26 protein-coding genes and 1 riboswitch are annotated in these 25,842 nt (G+C 46.0%); all 26 genes read left to right on the top strand.

All coding sequences use genetic code 11. The features are described from left to right. Positions 1-241 precede the first annotated feature (241 nt). The 26 genes from fni (at position 242) to MHI25_RS29005 (ending at position 25,798) form a co-directional block, all read left to right on the top strand. Positions 242-1,381, top strand: coding sequence for a type 2 isopentenyl-diphosphate Delta-isomerase (gene fni, locus MHI25_RS29130; protein WP_081391782.1), 1,140 nt, complete (start codon positions 242-244; stop codon positions 1,379-1,381). Positions 1,382-1,417: 36 nt separating this feature from the next. Next, positions 1,418-1,888 (top strand): GNAT family N-acetyltransferase, encoded by a 471-nt coding sequence (locus MHI25_RS29125; RefSeq protein WP_232061473.1) that lies wholly within the window; start codon positions 1,418-1,420, stop codon positions 1,886-1,888. A 167-nt stretch (positions 1,889-2,055) separates the two neighbouring features. Beyond that, the gene (locus MHI25_RS29120; RefSeq protein ID WP_139329814.1) at positions 2,056-3,423 is read left to right on the top strand and encodes a S41 family peptidase; all 1,368 of its coding nucleotides are present in this window, start codon (positions 2,056-2,058) and stop codon (positions 3,421-3,423) included. Between the two features lie 100 nt (positions 3,424-3,523). Next, on the top strand, positions 3,524-4,624 hold the full coding sequence (gene ychF, locus MHI25_RS29115) for a redox-regulated ATPase YchF (RefSeq protein ID WP_036681604.1): 1,101 nt from the start codon (positions 3,524-3,526) through the stop codon (positions 4,622-4,624). 233 nt (positions 4,625-4,857) lie between these two features. Continuing rightward, the gene (gene prfA, locus MHI25_RS29110; protein ID WP_036681601.1) at positions 4,858-5,934 is read left to right on the top strand and encodes a peptide chain release factor 1; all 1,077 of its coding nucleotides are present in this window, start codon (positions 4,858-4,860) and stop codon (positions 5,932-5,934) included. 25 nt (positions 5,935-5,959) lie between these two features. Next, positions 5,960-6,913, top strand: coding sequence for a peptide chain release factor N(5)-glutamine methyltransferase (prmC, locus tag MHI25_RS29105; RefSeq protein WP_340395716.1), 954 nt, complete (start codon positions 5,960-5,962; stop codon positions 6,911-6,913). Positions 6,914-7,053: 140 nt separating this feature from the next. Further along, entirely contained in the window at positions 7,054-8,238 is a 1,185-nt protein-coding gene (locus tag MHI25_RS29100) for an FtsW/RodA/SpoVE family cell cycle protein (RefSeq protein WP_076123938.1), read from the top strand. A gap of 557 nt (positions 8,239-8,795) precedes the next feature. Next, on the top strand, positions 8,796-9,983 hold the full coding sequence (locus MHI25_RS29095) for an FtsW/RodA/SpoVE family cell cycle protein (protein WP_340394702.1): 1,188 nt from the start codon (positions 8,796-8,798) through the stop codon (positions 9,981-9,983). A gap of 83 nt (positions 9,984-10,066) precedes the next feature. After that, a complete protein-coding gene (gene spoIIR, locus MHI25_RS29090) occupies positions 10,067-10,825 on the top strand; it encodes a stage II sporulation protein R (RefSeq protein ID WP_340394701.1) in 759 nt (252 codons plus the stop codon). A gap of 104 nt (positions 10,826-10,929) precedes the next feature. Beyond that, positions 10,930-12,291, top strand: a complete 1,362-nt coding sequence (locus tag MHI25_RS29085; protein ID WP_076303646.1) for an L-threonylcarbamoyladenylate synthase — start codon at positions 10,930-10,932, stop codon at positions 12,289-12,291. Between the two features lie 104 nt (positions 12,292-12,395). Then, positions 12,396-12,968 (top strand): manganese efflux pump MntP family protein, encoded by a 573-nt coding sequence (locus MHI25_RS29080; protein WP_038573646.1) that lies wholly within the window; start codon positions 12,396-12,398, stop codon positions 12,966-12,968. Positions 12,969-13,013: 45 nt separating this feature from the next. Then, the gene (locus MHI25_RS29075; RefSeq protein ID WP_036681588.1) at positions 13,014-13,601 is read left to right on the top strand and encodes a low molecular weight protein arginine phosphatase; all 588 of its coding nucleotides are present in this window, start codon (positions 13,014-13,016) and stop codon (positions 13,599-13,601) included. Positions 13,602-13,649: 48 nt separating this feature from the next. After that, a riboswitch (ZMP/ZTP riboswitch) is annotated at positions 13,650-13,732 on the top strand. Between the two features lie 74 nt (positions 13,733-13,806). Then, positions 13,807-14,391 (top strand): TIGR01440 family protein, encoded by a 585-nt coding sequence (locus tag MHI25_RS29070; RefSeq protein ID WP_076192358.1) that lies wholly within the window; start codon positions 13,807-13,809, stop codon positions 14,389-14,391. A gap of 115 nt (positions 14,392-14,506) precedes the next feature. Further along, positions 14,507-15,754, top strand: a complete 1,248-nt coding sequence (gene glyA, locus MHI25_RS29065; protein ID WP_038573642.1) for a serine hydroxymethyltransferase — start codon at positions 14,507-14,509, stop codon at positions 15,752-15,754. Between the two features lie 422 nt (positions 15,755-16,176). After that, positions 16,177-16,806, top strand: coding sequence for a uracil phosphoribosyltransferase (upp, locus tag MHI25_RS29060; protein WP_036681583.1), 630 nt, complete (start codon positions 16,177-16,179; stop codon positions 16,804-16,806). A 58-nt stretch (positions 16,807-16,864) separates the two neighbouring features. Then, positions 16,865-18,025 (top strand): UDP-N-acetylglucosamine 2-epimerase (non-hydrolyzing), encoded by a 1,161-nt coding sequence (wecB, locus tag MHI25_RS29055; RefSeq protein WP_076123932.1) that lies wholly within the window; start codon positions 16,865-16,867, stop codon positions 18,023-18,025. A 178-nt stretch (positions 18,026-18,203) separates the two neighbouring features. After that, a complete protein-coding gene (locus MHI25_RS29050) occupies positions 18,204-18,437 on the top strand; it encodes an AtpZ/AtpI family protein (protein WP_036681579.1) in 234 nt (77 codons plus the stop codon). Continuing rightward, positions 18,430-18,807, top strand: coding sequence for an ATP synthase subunit I (locus tag MHI25_RS29045; protein WP_036681578.1), 378 nt, complete (start codon positions 18,430-18,432; stop codon positions 18,805-18,807). The genes MHI25_RS29050 and MHI25_RS29045 overlap by 8 nt, the downstream gene beginning before the upstream one ends. Before the next feature lie 29 nt (positions 18,808-18,836). After that, positions 18,837-19,604: a F0F1 ATP synthase subunit A gene (gene atpB / locus MHI25_RS29040; RefSeq protein ID WP_340394700.1), complete on the top strand. Its 768-nt coding sequence runs from the start codon at positions 18,837-18,839 to the stop codon at positions 19,602-19,604. Between the two features lie 105 nt (positions 19,605-19,709). Then, the gene (gene atpE, locus MHI25_RS29035) at positions 19,710-19,922 is read left to right on the top strand and encodes a F0F1 ATP synthase subunit C (RefSeq protein WP_036681574.1); all 213 of its coding nucleotides are present in this window, start codon (positions 19,710-19,712) and stop codon (positions 19,920-19,922) included. Between the two features lie 97 nt (positions 19,923-20,019). Further along, positions 20,020-20,508, top strand: a complete 489-nt coding sequence (gene atpF / locus MHI25_RS29030; RefSeq protein WP_076123930.1) for a F0F1 ATP synthase subunit B — start codon at positions 20,020-20,022, stop codon at positions 20,506-20,508. Further along, the gene (locus MHI25_RS29025) at positions 20,505-21,056 is read left to right on the top strand and encodes a F0F1 ATP synthase subunit delta (protein ID WP_076123928.1); all 552 of its coding nucleotides are present in this window, start codon (positions 20,505-20,507) and stop codon (positions 21,054-21,056) included. Before atpF ends, MHI25_RS29025 begins: the two co-directional genes overlap by 4 nt. Before the next feature lie 11 nt (positions 21,057-21,067). Next, a complete protein-coding gene (gene atpA, locus MHI25_RS29020) occupies positions 21,068-22,579 on the top strand; it encodes a F0F1 ATP synthase subunit alpha (protein ID WP_036681566.1) in 1,512 nt (503 codons plus the stop codon). A 191-nt stretch (positions 22,580-22,770) separates the two neighbouring features. Next, a complete protein-coding gene (atpG, locus tag MHI25_RS29015) occupies positions 22,771-23,640 on the top strand; it encodes an ATP synthase F1 subunit gamma (RefSeq protein WP_036681564.1) in 870 nt (289 codons plus the stop codon). Positions 23,641-23,878: 238 nt separating this feature from the next. After that, positions 23,879-25,279 (top strand): F0F1 ATP synthase subunit beta, encoded by a 1,401-nt coding sequence (gene atpD / locus MHI25_RS29010; protein WP_036681562.1) that lies wholly within the window; start codon positions 23,879-23,881, stop codon positions 25,277-25,279. Between the two features lie 102 nt (positions 25,280-25,381). Beyond that, on the top strand, positions 25,382-25,798 hold the full coding sequence (locus tag MHI25_RS29005) for a F0F1 ATP synthase subunit epsilon (RefSeq protein ID WP_036681559.1): 417 nt from the start codon (positions 25,382-25,384) through the stop codon (positions 25,796-25,798). Positions 25,799-25,842 lie beyond the last annotated feature (44 nt).

Here is a 25,842-nt window from a genome sequence, read left to right as displayed (position 1 = left end):
GTTATGCTCCGGTGTATTACCAACCTATTAACACCTAGTGGAGCGAAATGAAGCAGCCCAAATATCCTTAACAGTAATGAAATAACATTCGGCTAGCTATAATGAGTTTGAGCAATTAGTACGATGTTTATGAAATTAATGATTACGAAACCGGAGAATTGTAATCGCTAACCTCATATTGTAAATTCATCTGTAGGGATATGTTATAATAAATCGAGTTTGGAAATAGGAGGAACGCAGCATGAATCATACGCCAGAAGAGGCCGTGCCATATGATGCGACTAGGCAGTCTGGCGCAGATCATGGCAAGGACCTACCGGCTGCAGAGGCTTCTGACAAAAGATCTTTATTGCCTACATCGAAGACAGGCGAACGCAAAATTGAACATGTACGGCTTTGCCTAAATGAAGAAGTAGGTGGCGTCGGTGTGACTACAGGGTTTGAACATTACAGATTTCAGCATAATGCTCTGCCAGAGCTGAATTTCGACGATATATCATTGCAGACTACGTTTTTGGATCGTAAGCTGCGTACACCGCTGCTCATCAGCTCGATGACAGGTGGCAGTGCAGCTACAGGAGCGATTAATGCCCGGTTAGCCGCAGCTGCGCAGCGTCGTGGTTGGGCGCTGGGTGTAGGTTCGGTTCGGGCGGCAGTGGAGCGTTCTGAGCTTACGGCAACCTTTTATGTGCGGGATCAAGCGCCTGATATTCCGGTTATCGCCAATATTGGTGCTGTACAGCTGTCCTATGGTTTTGGGATTGAGGAATGTCGCCGGGCTGTGGACATCGCAGGTGCTGATTTTCTTGTACTGCATCTGAATGGCCTGCAAGAGGTCTTTCAACCGGAAGGGAACACTGGTTTTGCCTCTTTGCTATCGCAGATAGAGAAGGTATGCCGGGCACTTGAGGTCCCTGTAGGTGTGAAAGAAGTAGGCTGGGGCATTGATGGAGATGCAGCTGCACGTCTTTATGATGCAGGAGCGGCTTTTATTGATGTTGCGGGTGCAGGCGGGACATCTTGGAGTCAGGTGGAGAAGTTCCGCAGTGTAGATCCTATACGGCGGGCAGCGGCGGAGGCTTTCGCAGATTGGGGCACTCCAACAGCTGATTGTATCACAGAGGTGCGCGCAGTTTCTCCGCAGGGCGCTTTGATTGGCAGCGGCGGACTGAAACATGGCGTGGATGCAGCGAAAGCATTGGCACTTGGAGCTGATCTGGCAGGCTTTGGCCGCAATCTGTTAGGGCCGGCTGTCGATTCTGAAGAGGCGCTGGATGCTGCATTAGCACAGGTAGAACTGGAGCTAAAAATAGCAATGTTTGGTATTGGCGCTCCAGATTTAGCAACTTTACGTGGAACTTCCCGTTTAATACGTAAATAGGATGGTAAATATTGAAGCGAGGAAGTGAGTAAGATTATGATTAAACTGATCCATATGGATGAGTCGGCCTTTCAATTTTTCTTAGGTCAAGCTACCCGGGATTATGCGGAAGATAAGATCAGCGCCGGTGCTTGGGATCCAGAGATCGCGATGAAGCTGTCTGAGGAAGCTATAACGCGCTCTTTGCCAAAAGGGCTGCACACAGATGGTGCTTATCTATATTCTATAGTAGAAATAAGCAGTGATGAACAGGTGGGTTATATCTGGTTTAACGTAAGTGAAGGCCGTGGTGGCCGCGAGGCTTTCATTTATGATTTTTATGTTTTTGAACCGTTCCAGAGTAAGGGTTATGGCAAGCAGGCTATGATCGCACTCGATGAAGAAGCCCGGGAGATGAATGTTACCAAAATCGGGTTGCACGTCTTCGGCCAGAACAATCGCGCATTTGAGCTATACAAAAAAATGGGGTATATCGTAACTGACATCACGATGTCTAAAGATCTATAGTCCATAAGTGTGAGGACCTCGAAAGAGGTCTTTTTTTGTTTTTGTACTGAATTATTATGTAAATAATTGTGATAAATATATTTGATTTAGGATGATTAGGAAAATATGATTAAAAATAAATTCCTGAAAATAGATTGAGTCATAAAGAGAGAAAAGGGGGGATTAAGGTGAGGCCAAGGACTGTATCGTGGGTGGTTGTTTCCGCAGTAGTATTACTATTACTGGTTAGCTGCAACAGTGGCGATTTACCAGGAAAGAAGAAATCTGAGTCTGAGCAAGTCCAGGCAAGTCCGGTTGCACCGCTAGCCTCTCCAGCTGTAGTTGAAGAACAATCGAAAGTAACGTTGCCTTCATTGACAGTGGAAAAAAGGCTAGAGGATTTTGATTATATGTGGAAGATTATTGAGGAGAACTATCCTTTCCTAGAGGTGAATAAACGTCTCAATGGAGAGGATTGGCTTGCTAAAAAAGAGGAATACCGCAATAAAATAGCAGCCGTGAAATCGGATGATGAGTTTTTGAGACGAATGAGATTTGTCCTTAGCAGATTAAACAATGGGCATACGAATTTTATATCCAAGGAGGAATATCCTTGGTACCTACATACCTATGTTCAGGCAGGTTTTGGTTATGAACCTTGGATCGACGTGGTTCAACAGCCTAACGTATTGGCCCGTTACAACCAGAAACCTTTAACGGAGCAGCAAAACTCTAATGATATCAATAACGATATGCATAATGGTGGAGATGGAGTAGGAGATGTAACAAAAAAGACTTCTGGGAATGTAAAAAAAGTCATTATAGAGCCCGATCGAATCGCTTATCTCGGTATGCAAAGCTTTGACGGGAGTCTCATGGAGATGGACAGCTCCGAGATCCATGATTTTTTAATAGAGGTAAAGGACTATAAGACATTAATATTAGATATCCGCGGAAATGGGGGAGGAAACAGTAATTATTGGAGAATTCATATTGTTCCTCTGTTGATTAATAAACCTATCGAATATAATACATACTTCCTTTATACAAGAGGCAAATATGCGGAGACTTTTATGCAGGCACGTCAGATCACAGCCGGGCAACAACCTATTTCCGGCATCAAAGATGAGCAACTGCCTAATCTGCCATCTGAGGCTTTAAAGATGTTCAAGACATATAGAAAAATAAATGATGTAGTAACTCCTAATAAATCTGTTGGATTTGAAGGGAAAATCTATTTGCTGGTTGATAGCTCTGTGTATTCATCAGCGGAAGGTCTTGCAGCCTTTGCAAAAGGCACCGGGTTTGCAACGGTTGTAGGCGGCAGGACAGGTGGGGATGGACTAGGGATAGATCCGCTTGTTGTTGCATTGCCAAATAGCGGTTATGTATTCAGGTTTTCCTTTGAAATGGGTCTGAATTCTGATGGAAGTTGTAATGAAGAGGTAAAGACTGTGCCTGATGTGGAGGTTGATCCAGATAAATCTAAGCCATTACTGGACCAGCCGGCGATAAAAAAGGTATTAGAGCTTGCGCGTTCGGACACATCTGCTTGACATCCGGTGTTGCTGGCGAATATGTTCTAATATATAATGGTTTAGATCGTATAGCTTATTCGGATGATCAATTTAGCTGAAAATAGGAGTTGTCATATAAATGGCTTTGAAAGCTGGAATCGTCGGACTTCCTAACGTAGGAAAATCCACATTGTTTAATGCGATAACGCAAGCGGGAGCAGAATCCGCTAACTACCCTTTTTGTACCATTGACCCTAACGTTGGTGTTGTTGAAGTTCCAGATGAACGTCTTGATAAACTGACTGAGCTGGTACAGCCGAACAAGACCGTACCTACTGCTTTTGAATTTGTTGATATTGCTGGTCTCGTGCGTGGTGCGAGTAAAGGAGAAGGACTAGGCAACAAGTTCCTGGCCCATATCCGTGAAGTAGATGCTATCGTGCATGTGGTTCGTTGTTTTGAAGATGAGAACGTTACCCACGTTGATGGAAAAGTAAATCCGATCAGCGACATCCAGACCATTAATCTGGAGCTGATTCTTGCTGATATTGAGAGCATTGAGAAGCGGATTGAGCGTTCCCGTAAGAATATCAAAGGCGGCGACAAGAAATACGCTCAAGAAGTTGAACTGCTAGAACGCGTCAAAGAAGTGCTCTACGAAGATAAACCTGCACGCAGTATAGAATTGTCTGATGACGAGAAGCTTATTATCCGCGATCTTCATCTGTTAACATTGAAGCCAGTGCTGTATGCGGCGAATGTAAGTGAAGATGAAGTGGCAAGTGCTGAGGACAATCCTTATGTACAGCAAGTTCGTGATTTCGCAGCTACTGAAGGTGCAGAAGTGGTTCCGATCAGTGCTAAGGTGGAAGCAGAAATTGCTGAGCTTGAAGGCGAAGATAAAGCTATGTTCCTGGAAGAGCTGGGACTGGAAGAATCCGGCCTTAACCGGTTGATTAAAGCGGCTTATAAACTGCTTGGCTTGTATACGTATTTCACAGCAGGCGTTCAGGAAGTTCGGGCGTGGACGATTCGCCGCGGCACCAAGGCACCTGGAGCTGCCGGTGTGATTCATACAGATTTCGAACGCGGATTTATCCGTGCTGAAGTAGTGGCTTACGCGGATCTTGTGGCAGCTGGTTCCATGAACGGTGCGAAGGAACGTGGTCAACTACGTCTTGAAGGTAAAGAATATTTGGTGCAAGACGGCGACGTAATGCATTTCCGTTTTAACGTTTAAGAAGTTTTAAATGTACGAATGATAAAGGGGTCATCTCGAGCAGTGGGAGTTTCTATTGCTGGGATGATCCTTTTTAAAAATATAAGCTTTTTATTAAGGTATTGTGCGTACGGAACTGTAGCCATTTCACAATATCTTTGGTATAATATAAAGTCGTATATCTATTTTTATGACAGTACAAATTTGATGTTATATTTGCGAATTTGAAATTGAATCAGGAGAGGTGAATTCCCTTGTTGGACCGATTGCAATCCCTGGCGGACCGCTATGAGAAGCTCAGTGAACTGCTTTGTGATCCGGATGTTGCAAACGACAGTAAGAAACTGAGGGACTATTCCAAAGAACAATCAGACCTACAGCCCGCATTTGAGGCGTATACTGAATATAAGAGTGTAATGGAAGAGCTTGAAGCTGCTAAGCAGATGCAAGGCGAAAAGCTTGATGATGAGATGAAAGAAATGGTCAAGATGGAAATTGATGACCTTTCCAAACGTCAAGTGGAGCTGGAAGAGAGAATCCGCGTATTGCTGCTGCCTAAAGACCCGAATGATGATAAGAACGTAATCGTTGAAATTCGTGGTGCAGCGGGTGGAGATGAAGCAGCATTGTTCGCTTCAGACCTTTACCGGATGTACACTCGTTATGCTGATGCACAAGGATGGCGCGTTGAGTTAATGGATGTTAACGCGAGTGATCTTGGTGGATTCAAAGAGGTAATCTTCCTTATTAACGGCCGTGGTGCATACAGTAAGCTGAAATACGAAAGTGGTGCGCATCGCGTACAACGTATCCCAGCGACCGAATCCGGAGGTCGTATTCATACCTCTACTTCTACGGTGTCTGTGATGCCGGAAGCTGAGGCTTTTGAGATCGAGATCCATGATAAAGATATTCGTGTGGATACCTTCTGTTCAAGTGGTGCAGGCGGACAGTCTGTAAATACGACCAAGTCTGCAGTACGTGTAACCCATGTACCTACTGGCATCGTTGCTACCTGTCAGGACGGTAAGTCACAGAACTCCAATAAAGAAAAAGCGCTGCAAGTGCTTCGTGCCCGTATCTCTGATATGAAACGGCAGGAAGAAGAAGCGAAGTATGCTGGTGAACGGAAGAGCAAAGTAGGTACGGGTGACCGTAGTGAGCGCATTCGGACGTATAACTTCCCACAGAGCCGGGTTACAGACCATCGTATTGGCCTGACACTGCACCGTTTGGAGCAGGTTATGAACGGAGAAATCACTGAAATTATCTCAGCTCTTTCAATCGCTGAACAAGCTGACTTGATGGATAATATGGATAATGGAGAATAATGCTTTGAACGATGGCGTATATGTCATGTCGGAAGTCAAAAGCATCCGGGAAGCCTTTGCGGAGGCTTCTTCTTTTTTGAGCCGGAGCGGCTGCAATGAACCGCAGCGCAGTGCACAATTACTGCTGGAGCATGTGCTTGGAGTGTCTGGCGCAGCTTATTACATGGCGCTGGCAGATCCTTTTCCAGCTGCGGTTAAGGAAGCATTTGAGGCGGGAGTTACCCGCCGGGGCGCTGGTGAGCCGGTGCAGTATATCATCGGCGAGCAAGAATTCTACGGGCGGCCTTTTGAGGTGACGCCTGACGTGCTTATTCCACGGCCGGAGACGGAGCTGCTTGTCGAGGCGATTTTACGTTACGGCGCGGAGCTTTGGCCGGACGGCGTTGTAACGCCGGGCGAAGCGGCGCTGGATAGCGCGGGCGGCGCTGCGGCCCGCAACGGAGGCGGCGCGGGGGACGTGCGCGCCGCAAGACCGCTGGCCGCCGTCGATATCGGCGTCGGCAGCGGTGCGATCTCCGTCACGTTGGCGGCGGAAGCGCCGGCGTGGCGGGTCTGCGCCGGCGATATTTCGCCGGCGGCTCTGGCTGTGGCCGAGCGCAACGCTTTGCGCAATGGCACAGCTGTGGATTTTCGGCTCGGCGATCTGCTCGAGCCGTTCGCGGGGATGGAGACGGATATTCTCGTCTCCAACCCGCCATACATCCCCGGCGAGGATATCGCCGGGCTGCAGCGTGAGGTGCGCGACCATGAGCCGCGCACTGCGCTGGATGGCGGAGCGGACGGGCTGGACCCGTACCGCCGCATGATGGAGCAGCTGACGCTGCTCCCGGCACCGCCGCGCCTGATCGGCTTTGAGCTTGGCTTCGGTCAAGCTGAGCAAGTCGCTGCACTCCTTGCGGCAGCGGGCCATTGGACCGAGATTATCACCATTAATGATCTGGCTGGAATCCCGCGTCATGTGCTAGGCATAACGAGATAATATTGCCTGCTATGCAGAGGGTTCATTTTGTCCGGAGTAGAGAAATTGTATTTTCAATCCGACTTCCTTTACAATAGAATTTAGCAGGATTTCTTAGGGGATCATAAAGAAAGCCCGGATATAGAGTAGGGAGGCAGAGCGTGCTTCAGAAGATTAAAAAGATTGATGGTGCTATTGTAGTCGTTCTGTTATTACTCATGGTGGTCAGCATCTTCGCCATATATAGCGTTACTCATGGAAGAGAGAAGCTGGACGGACATCATATTCGTATGATGATGTATTATGCTATTGGTTTTGTAGCTTTTATTGGAATGACCTTTTTGGATTACAGAATATTAGTGAAATATGCGATATATATTTATTTGTTTGGGATAGGGATGCTGGTGCTCGTCAGCTTTTTGGGCGAGACCAAAAATAATGCGCAAGGCTGGTTGACCCTGCCGGGGGGCCTGAGTCTGCAGCCTGCAGAGCTGTTCAAGCTGATATTAATTCTTTTTCTGGCAGCCATGCTTGTCCGCAAGAATAAGAGTAAGCTTCTGTTCTGGCGGGATGTTGTGCCGCTCGGCCTTCTGACCTTGTTTCCGTTCCTTATTGTCCTTACCCAAAATGACCTTGGGAATGCCTTGTCTTACGTTGTGATTCTTGCGGGTCTGTTGTGGATTGGCAATATTAAATACACGCATGCATTAATCGGGCTGGTCATCGTGGCTAGTTCTGCGATTGCGGGAATTATGAGTTATATCCATTATCATGATGAAATTAAAACCTTTCTTACGGATATTGGACGATCTCACTGGATTGAACGTTTTGATCCTTGGCTTGTTCCAGACAAGGCGACAGCCAAAGCCCTTTATCATACTAAAAACGCCAAGCTGGCGATTGCATCAGGTGGAATGAGCGGCGAAGGCTACATGAACGGCAGCTCCGTTCAGACGGATCGGGTGCCATATACGTATTCAGATTCTATCTTTGTGCAGATTGCTGAAGAGTTTGGGTTTGTAGGTTCTGCGTTTGTGTTGCTGCTGTACTTTATTTTGATTCACCGGATGATTCTGATTGCGCTGGAGTCTAGGGATAGAGCTGGCCCTTTCCTGATTGTCGGCGTTGTCGCGATGATGTTGTATCAGATTTTTGAGAATATCGGCGCATTTATCGGCTTGATGCCATTGACTGGTATTACGTTACCTTTCATCAGCTTCGGGGGTACATCCCTGCTTATCAACATGGCCAGCATCGGGCTGGTAATGAGTGTGCGCCTGCACGGGCAAGAAGTGGAAGAGGATTTTCCTAAACCTACTCCTTATGCAGCTGCCAAACAGGTGTAACCACGAAATAAAGTAGAACCGTCAGGTCCTTATTGTTTAATAGGGGTGCTGGCGGTTCTTTTTGATGGAGGACGGCTTCGTCGGATTGGTGTAATACGTAATACGGACCGTTTCAGGTAAGCAAGCTGGAAGCAATTCGTATTCGTATTCGTATTTGTATTTATATTCGTATTTGTATTTGTATCGTATTCGTATTTGTATCCTGACTCGGACTCAGATGCCCTTATATTCGAATATTAACTACTTATTGGATAGTATCGGACCGCAAAGACGTTATTTGATCAAAAAGACTGGATTTACTGCAAAATGGCAAGTAATAACGACTCTGGAGTCCGCAAAAGTTCCCGTGGAGCAATAAATTCATAAATAAAGTCTACGGAGTCCGATAGGTTTGGATCATAGAATAAAATTACGTCAGAGTGTAATTTTAATAGAAAGATATTTTATAGATTGGCTACATAAATTTGGAATTATATTCACGAATGTTCTACAATAGAAAGGAACGACTTTCCCTGAGAGAGGAGAGTTGAAACCTTAACAGAGTAAGGGGCTTGCAGATGCTTCAAAAGTTCAAAAGGATTGATAAGGTAATCGTTACTGTTCTGATTATGCTGATGGTGATTAGTATTTTTTCAATATACAGTGTAACCAATGGAAGAATAACGCCTCCGATGAAATTGGATGGATTTCATTTACAAATGCTTAAATACTATATTTTAGGTTTTGTAGTTTTTATTGTGCTCGCTTTTGTGGACTTTAAGATATTTGTTAAACATGCACTTTATATTTATCTCTTGGGCTTAGTCTTGTTAGTGTCGGTTAGTTTTATTGGTAAAGTAGAGAACGGTGCTCAATTGGGACTTGAGATCGGTGGACTTAGGTTTCAGCCTGCCGAGCTGTTTAAATTGGTATTGATTCTTTTTTTATCATCGATCTTAATTCGAAAACAAGGGTCTACCTTAACCTTCTGGAAAGGGATTGTTCCTCTCACCATTCTTACGTTCATTCCATTTGGTATAGTGATTATGCAAAATGATTTGGGGAATGCCCTTAGCTACATCGTAATATTAATTGGACTTTTATGGATTGGGAATATCAAACTGTCGCATGCGCTCATCGGTTTGCTTATAGTGGGTGGGATCGGCCTTGCTGGGATTTTGAGCTACATAAACTATCATGATGAGGCAGTCAATTTTTTTGAAGGCATTGGTAAGGATCATTTAGTGGAGCGGTTTGACCCTTGGCTGGTACCTGATTTAGCGACAGATAAGGCAAGCTATCACACGAAAAATGCCAAATTAGCTATAGCCTCCGGGGGAATGAGTGGAGAGGGATATATGCAGGGCAGCTCTGTGCAGAATAATCGTGTCCCATATACCTATTCGGATGCGATATTCGTGCAGATTGCCGAGGAGTTTGGATTTGTGGGATCTGCGCTGCTTCTCTTGCTCTTTTTTATTTTGCTGCATCGGATGATATTGATTGCTCTCGAGAGTAAGGAGCGTAGCGGTCCATTTCTAATCATTGGAATTACGGCTATGCTGTTGTATCAAATTCTTGAGAATGTTGGAGCTTTTATCGGCCTGATGCCGTTGACAGGAATAACACTTCCGTTTATCAGTTATGGAGGCACGTCTCTTCTGATTAATATGGCCAGCATGGGGGTCGTGATGAGCGTGCATCTTTATGGGCAGGATGTAGAGGAAGATTTGCAGCTGCATAAGGAGCTGGCATTGAAGTTATAAATTTAATAGATTCATAGGTTTGCAGTCTCTTATCTCCGGGCATACTACTAGCATGAGAGTTAAGAGGAGAGGGGCTGCAACAAATGAACGATAATCTTATGGATAAAAGAGATTCCTTACGTGTAACTTTTAAGTATACTGCCATTTTAATTTGTTTTTTTATGGTCCTCATGATGGCTTGGGAAGGTCAAAAAACCGATGCTGCAGTAGCTGAAGTATCTATTCCCCAAGAATCTATCCGGTTACGTATTCTAGCTAATTCTGACGGAGCGCAAGATCAGCTGGTGAAACGGCAAATTCGCGATAAAATTGTGGAGCAAATGAACCAGTGGGTATCTGCTCTTGAGGATCCGCAGAGCTTGGAGCAGGCACGTGCTCTGATTAGAAATCATCTGCCGGAGCTTAACGCGTTGGTTGGATCAGAGCTGGAGAAACGGGGCATTGAATATTCCTATAAAGTGGAGCTGGGCGTAGTCCCTTTTCCAACCAAATTATACGGTGGTACCGTCTATCCTGCTGGGGAGTATGAAGCTGTACGGGTCACACTTGGTGCGGGCAAGGGACAAAATTGGTGGTGTGTACTGTTTCCTCCGCTTTGCTTTATCGACGCAGGCTCTGGAGATGCGGCAGCACCTGCTGCTGACAAAGGTACAAAAACAGTGTCCGCTGCTGGTGCGGATAACAGTGCTAAGGTGAAATCAGCAGCTGCAAAAACAGTGCAGGCTGATTCCTCGGCAGGAAGTGCTTCATCAGGAGAAACTGCTGCTGAGCCAGAGGTACGGTTCTTCGTCTGGGAGCTGCTGCAAAACCTTTGGAACTGGATCAGTGGATTATGGTCGTAAGACCCTAGATATGTTACTATTTTATAAGCAGATCTATCACGGCTCCCTACTGGGGCCGTTTTTTGCTAAGATAAATTATATCTTCTAGAAAGCCTGTGATGAGAATGAATGAACACAATAATCCTTTATTCGCCGTTCAGCGGCGGAGTGGAAATAGAGATGAGACTGTATACTGGAAGTTGAATTCTGTTGAGGGAACGAACTCTGAGGTAATTCAGCCGAATGAAGCTGACAAGCTGGCGATAGCGGAGGCAGCAACAATGCTTCGCGAAGGCGGAACCGTGGCTTTTACAACCGAAACCGTCTACGGGCTAGGAGCGGATGCCCGAAATACGTCGGCAGTTGAGGCTGTTTTTGCAGCAAAAGGACGGCCCTCTGACAATCCGTTAATTGTACATATTGCGGATACGGTAGCTTTGGACGAGCTTGTTGCAGAGGTGCATCCTAAGGCGGCCGCGCTGATGGCAGCTTATTGGCCTGGTCCGCTGACAGTTGTGCTTCCTGTTCGTGAAGGTGTACTGTCGCCTTGTGTGACGGCGGGTTTGGATACGGTTGGTGTGCGGATGCCGGATCATCCGGTAGCTCTGGCGCTGATAAGTGCCGCAGGTTGTCCGGTTGCGGCGCCCAGTGCTAATCGTTCGGGTCGCCCGAGCCCGACATTAGCTTCGCATGTGATGGAAGATTTGGCTGGATACATTGATGGCGTCCTTGATGGTGGTGCTGCTGGAGTTGGACTAGAGTCAACAGTCGTGCAGGTACAGCCTGACGGAAAAGTTGCTGTGCTGCGCCCCGGCGGGATTACTTCGGAGCAATTGGCTGCAGTGGTGGGAGCAGAAGCTGTAAGCTCAGAGTCCGGTAATGCTGAGACAACTGCTGCCGCAACCGCAACCGCTACTGTCTTGGCTGATTCGGGGACGACAAACTCTGTTATTGATTTCAGTACTGCTGAGCCAATCACAGCTAAAGCAACTACCGCGCAATCTTCAGCGGATTGCCTGAATGTTAACAATCGTGAGCCTTTCGAAAGGGCTACCGCATCTATTGAGCAGCATGGTGCGGATGCTGCTGGCGGCATTTCTGCGCCGCGCGCGCCGGGCATGAAGTACACGCACTACGCGCCGCGCGGCTGGCTTGCTGTAGTGCGCGGCTCTTCCCCGCAACGCGTGGCGGACGAAGCCGCTAGTCAACTTCAGGCGGCGCAGCTAAACGGCGAGGTCACGGGCTTGCTCATCTTTGAGGAGCATAAGGCCCTTTATCCCGCCGACCCTGCCGCCTGTGTTCTTTCCCTCGGCTCGTTATCCTCGCCGGAGGAAGGGGCTCGCTCCCTATATGCCGCCTTGCGGCGCTTCGATGAAGCGGGAGCGACTTACATCTTAGCCGAGGCTTGCCCGTATACCGGCCTCGGCGCTGCAATCATGAACCGGCTTATGAAAGCCGCCGGCGGATCTGTCATCGACGCCGGATAACCACGGCATTGCTTTTTCGTATATGACTCCCATATGAAGTCATGAATACCCCCTTGTCCGCATATCGTTGTTGTACAAGATATTTCGGACTTGGGGGGTTAAGCATGGGCTTAGGAGATGTATATACCGAATGGGGGCAGATTGTTACCATTACTATAATGGCGGTTGCATTAGGGATGGATGCTTTTTCGCTCGGTGTAGGGATCGGGATGAAAGGTATTCGTCTGCTGCATGTTCTGCAAATGAGTCTGCTCATTGCTGTTTTTCATATGCTGATGCCTCTCCTGGGTTTATTGACAGGAAGTTATGTCGGACACCTGTTAGGTCAAGTAACGACTTATGCTGCTGGAGGTCTTCTAGTTCTTTTGGGCGGGCATATGGTGTACAACTCCTTTCGTCCGGATACAGGAAGCTCACGAGCTATGGATCATCGAACCTTGTGGGGGATGATTCTTCTTTCGCTCAGTGTCAGTATTGACTCTTTCTCCGTGGGTGTATCACTGGGGATGTTTGTGAATGGAGTACTTTTGACCATCTTAGCCTTCGGTGCTTGCGGGGGACTAATGTCGATTCTAGGGTTGCTAATTGGACGGCATGTCAGTCGTGGTCTCGGGGATTATGGAGAAGCGCTAGGCGGTGCAATACTTCTTGGGTTTGGCTTGCTATTCATCTTTTGATACAATAACGGCATTAGAATATTTAATTTCATGGGGGTGCAAAACATGCTGCATATTTTATTCGTCTGCACCGGGAATACATGCCGAAGTCCTATGGCTGAGGGGCTTTTACGAAAGCTCGCGAAGGAACGTGGAATCGACCTGGAAGTGCGGTCTGCAGGTGTATCCGCCATTTCCGGTACTTCTATATCAAGACATGCTGCGGCTATACTGCAGGAAGAAGGAATTCATGATTCAATGGAGTCGTCACAATTGACAGGTCAAGCTGTCGCTTGGGCCGACCTTGTGCTGACCTTGACGGGTGGGCATAAGCAGCATTTATTGCAGTATTTTCCGGATGCTGTAACGAAAACCTATACATTGAAGGAATACGTGCATGATGAAGATGCGGTGACGGAAGATATCAAGGAATTGGACAGCCTCTACGCAGATGCGGAGTTGAGCTTAGCTCTTGGTGGTGAACCGAATGCAACGGATCTGCAGCGGATGATTGAGATTCGCCAGCGTATTCCGAGCTTCGATATTTCTGATCCATTTGGTGGCACGCGTGAGGACTATGAGCTAACTGCTGCTGAGATTCGCACTGCGCTATTCAGTTTGCTGGATAAGCTGGAAACCTTCCGCCATTTGTAAATGGTTGATTTTCAGTTCACTTTGCTTTAAGATGAAGTTACAAATAATCGGTTCCGATGTAACTGGCGACAAATGTGGATCAAACCACGATGGAGCATCGGAATAAACGGCCGGTCGCCTGGGCAAAAGAGCAAATCCGCAGCTACCTGCGGACTGCTCTTTTTTGTTTAAAATAAGCTTGTTTGAAGTTTGAGGAGGTAGAGTGATGGACGAAGTTGTGGAGCTATCATTAACTGAAGCCACCGTCACTGTGTTAAGGGAGTTGGCGGAGGCTGGTAACCTTGGGTCAGGCAAAATTGTTGTCGTCGGAGTGAGCACAAGTGAAGTTGCTGGTGTCCGGATTGGAACTGGTGGTGCACTTGAAGTTGCAGAACAACTGCTTGAAGGTGTTCATTTAGTAGCAGCGGAAAAAGGATTTCATCCGGTGTATCAGTGCTGCGAGCATTTAAATCGTGCACTTGTCATGGAACGCTCTCTGCTAGAGTCACTTGGTCTGAAGGAAGTATCAGCTGTACCTATACGAGGTGCTGGAGGTTCGATGGCTACGGCTGCTTATCACGCTATGAAAGATCCTGTTTTGGCGGAAACGATAGAAGCTCATGCTGGTTTAGATATTGGCGAGACACTGATAGGAATGCATTTACGGCGGGTAGCCGTTCCTTTCCGTCCGACTCTACGATACATTGGTGCAGCCAGAGTGAATGCGGCATGGACCAGACCCCCACTAATTGGCGGTGAACGTGCGGTATATCGTGCTCCAGAACAAAGTGGTTCACAGTTTTGTGATTAACGAACTTTAGTTTTTATATTTTTTGCAGAAACGTAGACCTAAGTCTCTTTATGGCGGGCAAATCGTTTCTACTTAAATACAACATATCTACACACACTAGGGAGGAAATAAGAACATGGAACAATTGCGTAAGAGTGACCCGGCAGTACTGGAAGCGATGGAACTGGAACTGAAACGTCAGCGTGCCAACATTGAGCTTATTGCCTCAGAGAATATCGTTAGCGAAGCCGTAATGGAAGCTATGGGCTCCGTGCTTACGAACAAATATGCAGAAGGTTATCCAGGCAAACGTTATTATGGTGGCTGTGAAGATGTAGATATCGTTGAGAACCTTGCTCGTGATCGTGCAAAAGAATTGTTTGGCGCAGATCATGTCAACGTACAACCACATTCCGGCGCTCAAGCAAATATGGCAGTTTATCTGGCTGCGCTTAAGCCTGGCGACACTGTTCTTGGAATGAATTTGGCTCACGGCGGTCATTTGACACACGGTAGCCCAGTTAATGCTTCAGGATTGCTTTATAACTTCGTTGCTTATGGAGTACAAGAAGATACTTTCCTAATTGATTATGATGAAGTACGTAAAGCAGCCTTCAAACACCGTCCAAAAATGATTGTAGCTGGTGCTAGTGCCTATCCGCGTATTATTGATTTCGAAAAACTTGGCGCTATCGCCAATGATGTGGGTGCGCTATTTATGGTAGATATGGCCCATATCGCAGGATTGGTTGCTGCTGGTCTTCATCCGAGCCCGGTTCCTCATGCTCATTTCGTTACAACTACTACGCATAAGACTTTGCGCGGTCCCCGCGGAGGTATGATTATGTGCAGACAGCCATGGGCAGCTGCTATTGATAAAGCGGTATTCCCTGGTTCCCAAGGTGGACCTCTGATGCATGTAATTGCTTCAAAAGCAGTCGCATTTGGTGAAGCATTGCAGCCATCCTTTAAGACTTATGCTCAAAATGTAGTGAAGAACGCTAATGTTCTTGCAGAAACGTTGATCAGCGAAGGGGTTAACATTGTATCTGGAGGTACAGATAACCACTTGATGCTGCTGGATACCCGTAATCTGAACATTACCGGAAAAGATGCGGAAAAAGTACTAGATTCCATCGGGATTACTGTGAATAAAAACGCAATTCCATTTGATCCTACAAGTCCTTTCGTAACAAGCGGTATTCGTATTGGTACACCTGCAGTCACATCTCGTGGTATGGACGAGCAGGCGATGGTCACTATTGGACGTATCATTGCTAATGTTCTAAAGAATCCGAAGGATGAGGCAAACTTGGCAGAATCTGCCCGTCAAGTGGCTGAGTTGACTGACCAATACCCTCTTTATCCAGAGTTGAAATACTAAATCTTTGCTTCTAATAAGAAATGATTCTGCCTCCATCCATACCCTCTTCCGGGTTTGATGGAGGCTTTTTTGTTGCATATTGTTCACAAATATTACAGTAGGTATTAGATGAAATTGAATGAAATTAATCATGAAAGTTCATGGAACTTTCAATAAAATTAGTGAAAATAATGTGAATAGTATGAAAAAGCCGAAGTTGCACAACATAATCTAGGTTTTATAAGTGATTGGTTTCCTAATTAAGCCAATCATTACCTTTAAAAACAAGGAAATACAAAGGAATATGTTCAATGTGAGTTCAAGTACCATTCTGAGGTGAAATGCAGCGGCGGGAGTGCTATAATAGACAGGATTTAGCCACTGAGAAGCAAAGCGCTTTCTATGGCTATAGACAAGACTTACAATTACCGGAGGGACAGTAAATGGGAAAATTGGTGATTTGCGATCATCCTTTAATTCAACACAAACTAACATTTATTCGCGACGTTAGAACAAACACGAAGGATTTCAGAGAACATGTTGACGAAGTTGCCACATTGATGGCTTATGAGATTACACGTGATATTCCACTAGAGACCATTACGGTACAAACACCCGTCACTGAGACGGAAAGCAAAGTGATTTCGGGAAGAATGCTGGGGCTTATTCCTATTCTTCGTGCGGGTTTAGGTATGCTTGAAGGTGTACTGAAGCTTCTACCTGCGGCTAAAGTAGGACATGTAGGGCTTTTCCGTGATCCAGACACTCTTCAACCAGTGGAATATTATATCAAGCTTCCAACGGATGTACAGGAACGTGAGTTGATAGTAATTGACCCGATGCTTGCTACAGGCGGATCCGCAATTGCTGCGATTACCTCACTGAAGAACCGTGGTTGTACACAAATCAAAATGATGAACTTGATTGCAGCGCCAGAAGGTGTTGCAGCAGTTCAGGAAGCTCATCCGGATGTTGATATTTATGTAGCAGCGCTTGATGATCATTTGAATGAACATGGTTACATCGTGCCAGGTCTTGGTGATGCTGGTGACCGTCTTTATGGAACCAAGTAATAAGTAATTAAGTATTAAGTATAGTAATGCGAGAATATTTGATGAGAGGGTAGGGGTTATGTCCAAAATCAAAGTAATGACTATTTTCGGAGTGCGCCCCGAGGCTATCAAGATGGCTCCTCTGGTTCTTGAACTGAAGAAGCATCCTGAGCATATCGAATCAATAGTATGTGTAACAGCACAGCATAGAGAACTGCTCGATCAAGTGTTGGAAGTGTTTAATATCACCCCTGATTACGATTTGGACGTGATGAAGGACCGTCAGACCTTGAATGAGATTACTATTCGTGTGCTTGAAGGTTTGGAACCTGTACTGAAAGAAGTTAAACCTGACCTCGTGCTGGTGCATGGGGACACCTTAACAACGTTTTTAGCTAGTTACGCTTCCTTCCTGCAGCAAATTCAGGTTGGGCACGTAGAAGCAGGACTTAGGACATGGAACAAGTTGTCTCCGTATCCTGAAGAAATGAACCGTCAACTCACAGGTGTGTTAGCTGATCTGCATTTCGCTCCAACCGATTTGTCAGCTAACAATCTGAGACACGAGAACAAAAAAGAATCAAGTATTTATATCACAGGCAACACCGTAACTGATGTGTTTCAATATACCGTACAGCCGGATTACCGGCATCCTGTTTTGGATTTTGCTTCAGGAAAAAGACTTATTTTGATGACCGCTCACCGCAGAGAATCTCAAGGTGAACCGCATCGTAATATCTTCCGAGCTATTAAAAGAATCGCTGATGAATTCGAAGATGTCGCCATTGTTTACCCTGTGCATCCGAGTCCTGCCGTTAAGGAACCTGCGCATGAGATACTGGGAGGACATCCGAGAATTAAGCTGATTGATCCGCTGGATGTCGTGGACCTGCATAATTTTTATCCGCATACCCACTTGATATTGACCGATTCCGGCGGTCTGCAAGAGGAAGCTCCTTCTTATGGAGTGCCTGTTCTTGTGCTTCGTGATACAACGGAGCGTCCCGAAGGGATAGAGGCTGGAACGCTGGAACTTGTGGGCACGGACGAGGAGAAGGTGTATCAACGGACACATGCTCTTTTGACTGATAATGAGCTCTATCAGTCGATGAGTCGGGCCGCCAACCCGTATGGAGATGGCAAGGCTTCCCAACGGATTGTCAATGCGATTTTGCACCATTTTGGTGTTAATAAGGAACGTCCTGAAGAGTTTCACAGAATGTTCACAAAAAATAAATAATTTCAATTAAACTAATATCTGATCTGATTAAAATCAACATACAGTGAAACTGTACGGTTTATATGGTTTTGGAACGTTTTGCTGTGATTATTTTCATGTTTTCAAGGGTTTTTAGGCAATGTTCAATGAATTGACAAAGACTCAGGAAATTCAGTAAAATTAGTTGGGATTGTAGCCCATGAAAGAACAAAATAGCAAGGACAGCTTGTTACAGACCGCGCTTGTCATTGGAAGTGCAGGCACTTTGCTTGCCGCTTACATTCTTATTGGTTTTTTTGCGGCAAGATGGCTGAAAGACCTGATGGAGGGGCCGAAATATTGGCTCGCCATTGGCACTATAACTGGAATGATTCTGGGAATTGTGAATGTCGCCTTGTTAATTAAAAAATTTTTGGGGGAGCAGAATGGATAATATGACTCCCATGATCAATACCGTCACTAGAGTTACGCTCGTCCTTATGGCAGGACTCTTAATGGGCTGGGTGCTTCATCATGAGACCCGGGCGATTACACTGGGCATGACTCTGGGTCTGGTGGCGGGATTGGTAAACTTTCGTTATCTGGCCGTCAAGGTTCGACGGGTTACGCAGTCGATTGCGAGCAACGAAGGGAATGCCTTCAGCCTCGGTTTTGTTACACGGATTAGCTTCGCAATTTTGGTCACCATGTTCTCGGTCAAGATTGAGCATTTCTCCCTGGTAGCAACTGTTTCGGGCGTATTCATTCCTCAGCTTCTCGCCATTCCTGCGGGGATATATCTGAGTGTGAAGAATAAGCTTTAACCAGATTAAAGAGAAAGGGGGATGATACTATGCATGACATGCCGAAAATATTTGTCGGGGGAATACCGATAGATTTATCCGCCGTGTTGATGCTTCTGATCAGTTGTACAGTGGTGTTTGTTCTGGTTATGCTTTCGGTTCGTAAGCTTTCCGTTGAAAATCCATCCAAGCTTCAGAACTTCATGGAATGGGTTGTGGAATTTGTAGAGGGTGTCATAAGCAGTGCCATGGATCTGAAGAAAGGAAAACCTTACATATCTTTAGGGTTGACATTGATTCTGTTTATCTTTGTTTCCAATCTACTTGGATTGCCTTTCTCCGTTGTAACTGAGGCGCATGGACCTGTAACAGTGTTTGGCCACGTGATTGAAGCAACTAAGAACTTGGCGAATGGTGAGCATGCAGAAATTTTATGGTACAAGTCGCCAACTGCTGACATTAACGTCACTGCAGGATTGGCAATCATAGTATTTGTACTGATGAACTTTCTGGGCATTAAGCTCAACGGCAAACATTATTTCAAACACTACATCGAGCCGTTTCCAATCTTTTTGCCACTGAACATTATCGAAAACCTGGCAAAACCTGTAGCGTTGGCTATTCGTCTATTCGCTAACATTTTCGCCGGAGAAGTACTGATTACAGTCATTTTGAAGCTGGGGATTCTCAGTATTCCGTTCCTGGCTGTATGGCAGGGCTTCAGTATTTTCGTCGGGGCACTACAAGCGTTTATCTTTACGATTCTGACGATGGTTTATATCTCACAGATGACGATTCACGAAGAAGAAGCACATTAATGAACTGCTGCGAAGAGAACGGCTATCGTCTGATTTTCCTTCGTGGGAGATATCTTATATCATTAAACACAAATATGAACCGAAATTAAAGGAGGATATTTACAAATGGAATTTTTAGCAGCAGCAATAGCGGTTGGATTGGGTGCACTTGGCGCAGGTCTTGGTAACGGTATGATCGTTAGTAGAACAGTTGAGTCCATCGCTCGTCAACCAGAAGCGAAAAATGCTTTGCAAACAACAATGTTTATTGGTGTAGGTATCGTCGAAGTTATTCCGTTGGCAGCAACAGTTATCGCATTCCTGATTATGTTTACTTAATAAACCGTAGTTACGGTTTGGCGGGGACGGCCGATGCCATCCGCGCCTTACTTTTGTATACGTCCGCATGACGCGGTAACGGAAGGGAGTGACCTCAGTGGATATTGTTTGGACAAACATAGTATTTTCAATTGTCGCCTTTGGGATTTTATATTTCTTGCTTAGCAAGTATGCGTTCAGCAAACTTTTTGCAGTTATGGAGAAACGCCGTGAGCTGGTAATGCAGCAAATGGACGAAGCTGCGAAGACTAGAGAACAAGCGGTCGCGTATGTGGAAGAGCAGAAGCAAGCGCTGAACAGTGCACGCCAGGAAGCTCAACAGATTATTCAACAATCGCAAATCACAAGCAATCTACAGGTAGAACAAACTTTGGCACAAGCCAAAGCAGATGCAGCACGTGTCAAAGAAGAGGCCGTGCGCGATATCGAGAACGAAAAGAACAAAGCAGTGGAAGAGTTGCGCAGCGAAATTGGAACGGCATCTGTTCGTATTGCTTCTAAACTTCTTAAGAAAGAAGTTAGTGCTAACGGCGAGCAGGAGCAACTTGTGAACCAATACCTCAAAGAGGTAGGAGGCCAATCATGAGCCGCGATACGGTAGTTGCCAAGCGCTACGCTAGAGCATTGTACAGTGCAGCGGTAGAGAAAGGGATTACCCTTGAAGTAGAAGAAGAGCTCAAGGCAGTGGTTGGATTATTACATTCCGACCAAGAGATAAAGCGGTTTATTCTTGCACCGCGCATCTCGGAGTCCGACAAGCTGAAAGTGCTGCGCACAGCGCTTCAAGATAAGCTCTCTCCCATCGTGATGAACATTGTAGAATTGTTAGTAGAGCGAGGCAGAACCGATATTTTTGCCGATCTGCTGGATACGTATATCAAGATTGAAGGAGACGCTCTTGGCATTGGTGATGCTAAGGTATACTCTGTTTATTCTTTAAGTGAAGAAGAAAAAGCAGCTGTAGCTGCAGAATTCGGCCAACTCGTAAACCGTAAAATCCGGATTACGAATGTGGTGGACCCAAGCCTGTTGGGAGGACTGAAAGTTTATATCGGCGATACGCTGTATGACGGCAGTCTGTCTAACAAATTGGAGCGTCTCGAGAAATCCTTTAATGATAAGCATAGAAGATAGGGGTGAGGATATTGGGCATCAGACCTGAAGAGATCAGCACTTTGATCAAAAGTCAAATTGAGGAATATAAAGCCGATATCGAAGTTGCCGAAGTCGGCACCGTCATTCAAGTCGGCGACGGTATCGCCCGTGTCTACGGTCTGGAAAACGCAATGGCTGGCGAATTGCTAGAGTTCTCCAACGGAGTAGTGGGCATGGCGCTCAATCTGGAAGAAAGCAACGTCGGTGTTGTTATTCTGGGTGAGTACAAGGAAATTCGTGAAGGCGATCAAGTAAAACGTACAGGACAAATTATGCAAGTTCCTGTTGGTGAAGCTCTGCTCGGTCGTGTAGTTAACGCACTTGGTATGCCGCTTGACGGCAAAGGCCCAATTGCTACAACTGAATTCCGTCCTGTAGAAAATAATGCACCAGGTGTTATCGATCGTAAATCGGTACATGAACCGATGCAAACAGGTCTTAAAGCCATTGATGCGATGGTACCAATCGGTCGTGGACAACGCGAACTTATCATTGGTGACCGTCAAACAGGTAAGACTGCAATCGCAATTGACGCGATTATCAACCAAAAAGGCAACGGTATGAAATGTATTTATGTTGCCATTGGTCAAAAGCAATCCACAGTAGCACAGGTTGTAGAAACTCTTCGCCGTCATGGCGCTTTGGAATATACAATCGTTGTAACTGCATCGGCTTCCGAGCCGTCCCCATTGTTGTACATTGCTCCATACGCAGGTTGCGCAATGGGCGAATACTTCATGTACAAGGGCGAGCACGTACTGATCATTTACGATGACCTTTCGAAACAAGCTTCGGCTTATCGCGAATTGTCCTTGCTGCTTCGTCGTCCACCGGGTCGTGAAGCATTCCCGGGTGACGTATTCTACTTGCACTCCCGTCTTTTGGAGCGTGCAGCTAAGCTTAGTGATGAGCTCGGTGGTGGTTCATTAACCGCACTTCCATTTATCGAAACACAGGCATCTGACGTATCAGCTTACATTCCTACGAACGTAATCTCGATTACAGATGGTCAAATCTTCCTTGAATCCGATCTGTTCTACTCTGGTCAACGTCCGGCGATCAACGTCGGTATCTCCGTTTCCCGTGTAGGGGGCTCCGCTCAAATCAAAGCGATGAAGAAGGTAGCCGGCTCGCTCCGTCTGGATCTTGCCCAATATCGCGAACTTCAAGCCTTCTCACAGTTCGGCTCAGATCTTGATAAATCTACACTTGCCCGTCTGAATCGCGGGGCACGTATGATGGAAGTTCTGAAACAAGGTGTGAATCAGCCGTTGTCTGTTGAGCATCAAGTGCTTAGCTTGTACACAGCTGTAAAAGGATATTTGGATGATATTCCAGTTAAAGACGTAAAACGTTTTGAAAAGGAATTCCTTGCTTACATGGATAGCAGTGCTGCTGATGTAGCTCAATCCATCAGGGATACAAAAGATTTGACAGCTGATAACGAAGCCGCTCTTAAAGCAGCGATTGATACCTTTAAAAGAGGTTTCGCTACTAGCTAATATAGATAGACTTTAACGGATTTTACTAAGTGAGCTTTGGCTCTGCCGAAGCTCAGGCTGTGCTTATGAAGTAGCTTTGACTTCGTCAAAGTTAAGAGAATGCTTACGAAGTTAGCTTTGACTCCGTTAAAGCTAAGATGATGCTTACGAAGTTAGCTTTGACTCCGTCAAAGCTCTAAGGTGGTGAAATCATGGCAAGAAGCATGCGTGATATTAAACGTCAAATTAAGAGTGTTCAAAACACAAGACAGATCACAAAAGCGATGGAAATGGTAGCCGCATCCAAGCTGAGAAAAGCTCAGGAGAAGGCAATTGCCGCCCGTCCTTATGCTGAGAAGCTAAAAGAGGTTGTATCGAGCATTGCTGCTGGCACAGAAGGTGTTCAACACCCTATGCTGGTTAGCCGCCCTGTGAAGAAGACTGGTTATCTAATCGTTACCTCTGATAGAGGGCTTGCAGGTGGTTACAACGCTAATATTTTGCGTAAGGTGACGATGCTCATCGCGGAGAAGCATAAGTCCAAAGATGAGTACGCATTGTTTGTTATTGGTCGTAAGGGCCGTGACTTTCTACGTCGCCGTGAATATCCGATTGTACAGGAAGTTACTGAGCTATCGGATGCGCCGAAGTTTGCTGACATCAAGTCTATCGCGAATTCGGCAGTACAGCAGTTTGTAGATGGTACGTATGATGAGTTGTATGTTTGTTACAATCAATTCGTCAATGCTATCACCCAGATCCCAACCGTTGAGCGACTGTTGCCTATGGATGGAGTAGGGAATCAAGAGCATCATGAAGCTTCTGCAAACTACGAATATGAACCTTCACCGGAAGGCGTGCTAGAAGTATTGCTTCCAAAGTACGCTGAAACTTTGATTTATAGCGCTATTCTGGATGGCAAGGCCAGTGAGCTGGGTGCGAAAATGACAGCTATGGGCAGTGCAACGAAGAACGCGTCGAAAATGATCGGAGAACTTACCCTTACGTACAACCGTGCCCGTCAGGCGGCAATTACGCAGGAAATTACCGAGATCGTGGCCGGAGCGAACGCGCAGTCTTAAAATACAAGAAAAGTTAAACTAAGTGCTTAACTTGTCTTGTGTTTTACGAGAAACAGTGTCGCTTGCTTAGGGTGCATAGCTCCTTAAGAACGGCACTGTAAGTTCTTCTTAAAATATAAGAAAGTATGGTTTTACACTATACAAAATGCTTATATTTCTACGAGAAACGGTTGTCATCTTTATATGACGACAACGTCGTTTCTTCTTGATGTAACAGCTTTCGAGGAGGGAAAAGAAGATGAACAAAGGACGCGTTGTAAGCATTATGGGTCCGGTTGTCGATATTGAATTTGAACGCGGCCAGTTGCCCGAGATTTTCAACGCTATCAAAATTGAAACCGTCTTGGACAATGGTCGTCAGCTTAACCTAACACTTGAGGTTTCCAATCACTTGGGAGACAATCTGGTACGTTGTATCGCGATGTCTTCTACTGATGGTCTGGTTCGTGGACTGGATGCGATCGATCAAGGAGGTCCAATTTCGGTTCCTGTAGGGGAAGCGACATTAGGCCGTGTATTTAACGTACTTGGCAATCCAATTGATAACGCTGGTGAAGTTCTTGCTGAGAAAAAGAACCCGATTCACCGTCTCGCACCAACATTTGACGAATTGTCAACACAAGCGGAAATCTTGGAAACAGGTATTAAAGTTATCGACTTGCTCGCACCTTATGCTAAGGGTGGTAAAGTCGGCCTCTTCGGCGGTGCCGGCGTTGGTAAAACAGTAACAATCCAAGAATTGATTAATAACATTGCCCAAGAGCACGGTGGTATTTCCGTATTCGCAGGTGTCGGTGAACGTACTCGTGAAGGTAATGACCTTTATCACGAAATGACGGATTCCGGCGTTATTAAGAAGACAGCAATGGTCTTCGGACAAATGAACGAGCCTCCAGGTGCACGTCTTCGTGTAGCTTTGACCGGTTTGACCATGGCGGAATATTTCCGTGATGTGGAAGGCCGCGATACGCTGCTCTTTATCGATAATATATTCCGCTTTACCCAAGCGGGTTCCGAAGTGTCCGCTCTTCTCGGCCGTATGCCATCTGCGGTTGGTTATCAGCCGACTCTGGCTACTGAAATGGGCCAGCTGCAAGAGCGTATCACATCGACTAAAAAAGGTTCAGTTACATCGATTCAAGCAATCTACGTACCGGCGGATGACTACACTGACCCTGCTCCGGCTACAGCGTTTGCTCACTTGGATGCAACAACTAACCTTGAGCGTAAAATTTCCGAGAAGGGGATTTTCCCAGCGGTTGACCCACTGGCTTCCAGCTCGCGTTTGCTCGCTCCAGAAATTGTTGGTGAAGAACATTACAACGTGGCACAAGGTGTTAAACAATTGCTGCAACGTTATACCGAGCTTCAAGACATCATTGCCATCTTGGGTATGGATGAATTGAGTGAGGATGATAAGGTTATCGTAGCTCGTGCTCGTAAAGTTGAACGCTTCCTGTCGCAGCCATTCCACGTGGCTGAACAGTTCACTGGCTTTAAGGGTAAATATGTACCAATCAAAGAAACTGTACGCAGCTTTAAGGAAATCCTGGATGGTAAGCATGATGATCTTCCAGAAGCAGCTTTCCTATTTGTAGGTACGATTGAAGAAGCAGTAGAAAAAGCGAAATCGATGTAACCTGAGCTTAGCTAATGCTTTCGATGCAAGCTTTACTTCGTAAAGCTTAGTGCATGCTTTCGAAGCGAGCTTTACAATGTAAAGCTTTAAGGAGGAATGGAAGTGAATACCTTTTTGTTGGAAATTGTCACGCCGGAGCATCTCGTTTACTCCAAGCAAGTGAATAGCTTGATTGTAAGAGGGGTCGAAGGCGAGTTGGGTATTTTGCCGGGACACATTCCGCTTGTGACTCCACTTCAGGTTGCTCCGTTATCCGTCAAATCGGACGGTGTTACGATCTCCATCGCTGTTCATGGCGGGTTCGTTGAAGTGCATAAGGACAAAGTAACCGTGCTGGCTGAAAGTGCCGAGCTGCCAACAGATATCGATGTTGAGCGCGCCGAAGCGGCTAGAGAACGGGCTCAACGCCGTCTCCAGACTCGGAGCAAACAAGATGATATCGATCACCGCCGTGCGGAATTGGCGCTGCAACGCGCTGTTACACGGATTAAAGTGTCCACTGGAAAAGGACAACAGTAGGATAAAAGCAGTCAAGCCTTAGGGTTTGACTGCTTTTTATTATA

The organism is Paenibacillus sp. FSL E2-0177 (genome assembly GCF_037992975.1).
Taxonomy (GTDB): domain Bacteria; phylum Bacillota; class Bacilli; order Paenibacillales; family Paenibacillaceae; genus Paenibacillus_AQ; species Paenibacillus_AQ odorifer.
This window is presented reverse-complemented; position numbering and strand designations above follow the sequence as displayed.

Coding starts and splice junctions, on each gene's coding strand:
- fni (WP_081391782.1), top strand. CDS start 242: ATGAATCATACGCCAGAAGAGGCCGTGCCATATGATGCGACTAGGCAG.
- MHI25_RS29125 (WP_232061473.1), top strand. CDS start 1,418: ATGATTAAACTGATCCATATGGATGAGTCGGCCTTTCAATTTTTCTTA.
- ychF (WP_036681604.1), top strand. CDS start 3,524: ATGGCTTTGAAAGCTGGAATCGTCGGACTTCCTAACGTAGGAAAATCC.
- prmC (WP_340395716.1), top strand. CDS start 5,960: ATGTCGGAAGTCAAAAGCATCCGGGAAGCCTTTGCGGAGGCTTCTTCT.
- MHI25_RS29095 (WP_340394702.1), top strand. CDS start 8,796: ATGCTTCAAAAGTTCAAAAGGATTGATAAGGTAATCGTTACTGTTCTG.
- spoIIR (WP_340394701.1), top strand. CDS start 10,067: ATGAACGATAATCTTATGGATAAAAGAGATTCCTTACGTGTAACTTTT.
- MHI25_RS29085 (WP_076303646.1), top strand. CDS start 10,930: ATGAATGAACACAATAATCCTTTATTCGCCGTTCAGCGGCGGAGTGGA.
- MHI25_RS29080 (WP_038573646.1), top strand. CDS start 12,396: ATGGGCTTAGGAGATGTATATACCGAATGGGGGCAGATTGTTACCATT.
- MHI25_RS29075 (WP_036681588.1), top strand. CDS start 13,014: ATGCTGCATATTTTATTCGTCTGCACCGGGAATACATGCCGAAGTCCT.
- MHI25_RS29070 (WP_076192358.1), top strand. CDS start 13,807: ATGGACGAAGTTGTGGAGCTATCATTAACTGAAGCCACCGTCACTGTG.
- glyA (WP_038573642.1), top strand. CDS start 14,507: ATGGAACAATTGCGTAAGAGTGACCCGGCAGTACTGGAAGCGATGGAA.
- upp (WP_036681583.1), top strand. CDS start 16,177: ATGGGAAAATTGGTGATTTGCGATCATCCTTTAATTCAACACAAACTA.
- wecB (WP_076123932.1), top strand. CDS start 16,865: ATGTCCAAAATCAAAGTAATGACTATTTTCGGAGTGCGCCCCGAGGCT.
- MHI25_RS29050 (WP_036681579.1), top strand. CDS start 18,204: ATGAAAGAACAAAATAGCAAGGACAGCTTGTTACAGACCGCGCTTGTC.
- MHI25_RS29045 (WP_036681578.1), top strand. CDS start 18,430: ATGGATAATATGACTCCCATGATCAATACCGTCACTAGAGTTACGCTC.
- atpB (WP_340394700.1), top strand. CDS start 18,837: ATGCATGACATGCCGAAAATATTTGTCGGGGGAATACCGATAGATTTA.
- atpE (WP_036681574.1), top strand. CDS start 19,710: ATGGAATTTTTAGCAGCAGCAATAGCGGTTGGATTGGGTGCACTTGGC.
- MHI25_RS29025 (WP_076123928.1), top strand. CDS start 20,505: ATGAGCCGCGATACGGTAGTTGCCAAGCGCTACGCTAGAGCATTGTAC.
- atpG (WP_036681564.1), top strand. CDS start 22,771: ATGGCAAGAAGCATGCGTGATATTAAACGTCAAATTAAGAGTGTTCAA.
- atpD (WP_036681562.1), top strand. CDS start 23,879: ATGAACAAAGGACGCGTTGTAAGCATTATGGGTCCGGTTGTCGATATT.